The following is a 725-nucleotide window of genomic DNA, read 5'->3' as shown; positions in this document are numbered from 1 at the left end:
GGAGGAGGCGGATCGTGGTGAGACTGCTGTTGGTGGTCGTGCTGGTGCTTGCGGTCGCGGTGCTGGTGGGATTCGTGGTCGGCTACAACAAACTCAAGGCGGCCGACGTGCACGTCGCCGAGGCGCTCAGCGGCATCGACGTCGAACTGACCCGCCGGGCGGCGCTGATTCCGGCGCTGGTGCAGGCCGTGGCGACGTTCGCCACCCACGAGACGGCAGTCCTGGGCCGGGCCAGTAGTGCGCAGGCGGCTCTGAGGTCGGCGACCGGAGGAGCTTCGGTGGGGCAGCGCCGGGCAGCCGAGCGGGATCTCGACAGGGCGGTGGCCAATGTCTTGGCGCTGGGATCGTCCTATCCGCAACTGAATTCGTCGAGCAACTTTCTGAATCTGCAGGAGAACCTGGCCGACACGGAGAACAAGCTCGCGTTCGCCCGGCAGTACTACAACGACGCGGTGGCCACGCTCAACCGGCTCGTCGGCACGATCCCGTGGGTGTACCTGGCGCCGCTGGCCGGAGTCTCCGAGCGGGAGTACTACCAGGCGCCGCGTTAGGGAAGCGGCGGTCGGGCTCCCTAAACTGGTGCGGTGCGTCTTGTCTTTGCCGGAACTCCAGAGCCCGCCCTCCCGTCGTTGCAGCGGCTGATCGACTCGCCCCGTCACGATGTGGTCGCGGTGCTGACCCGGCCCGATGCCGCCGCCGGGCGGCGCGGCAAGCCCGCACCCTCA

At 68.6% G+C, this 725-nt stretch carries 1 protein-coding gene and 1 pseudogene; both read left to right on the top strand.

What is annotated here, in order from left to right; all coding sequences use genetic code 11:
* Positions 1–14 precede the first annotated feature (14 nt).
* Positions 15–551 carry a LemA family protein gene (locus tag A5699_RS06070; RefSeq protein ID WP_067766893.1) on the top strand — a complete coding sequence of 179 codons (537 nt, stop codon included), beginning with the start codon at positions 15–17 and terminating at the stop codon, positions 549–551.
* A 33-nt stretch (positions 552–584) separates the two neighbouring features.
* Positions 585–725: pseudogene (locus tag A5699_RS28975) on the top strand (methionyl-tRNA formyltransferase); the annotation flags it as partial.

The sequence above is a fragment of the Mycobacterium sp. E802 genome, from assembly GCF_001666875.1.
Lineage (GTDB): Bacteria > Actinomycetota > Actinomycetes > Mycobacteriales > Mycobacteriaceae > Mycobacterium.
Note: the sequence above shows the minus strand (reverse complement) of the source record. Positions and strands in the feature narration are given on the sequence as shown.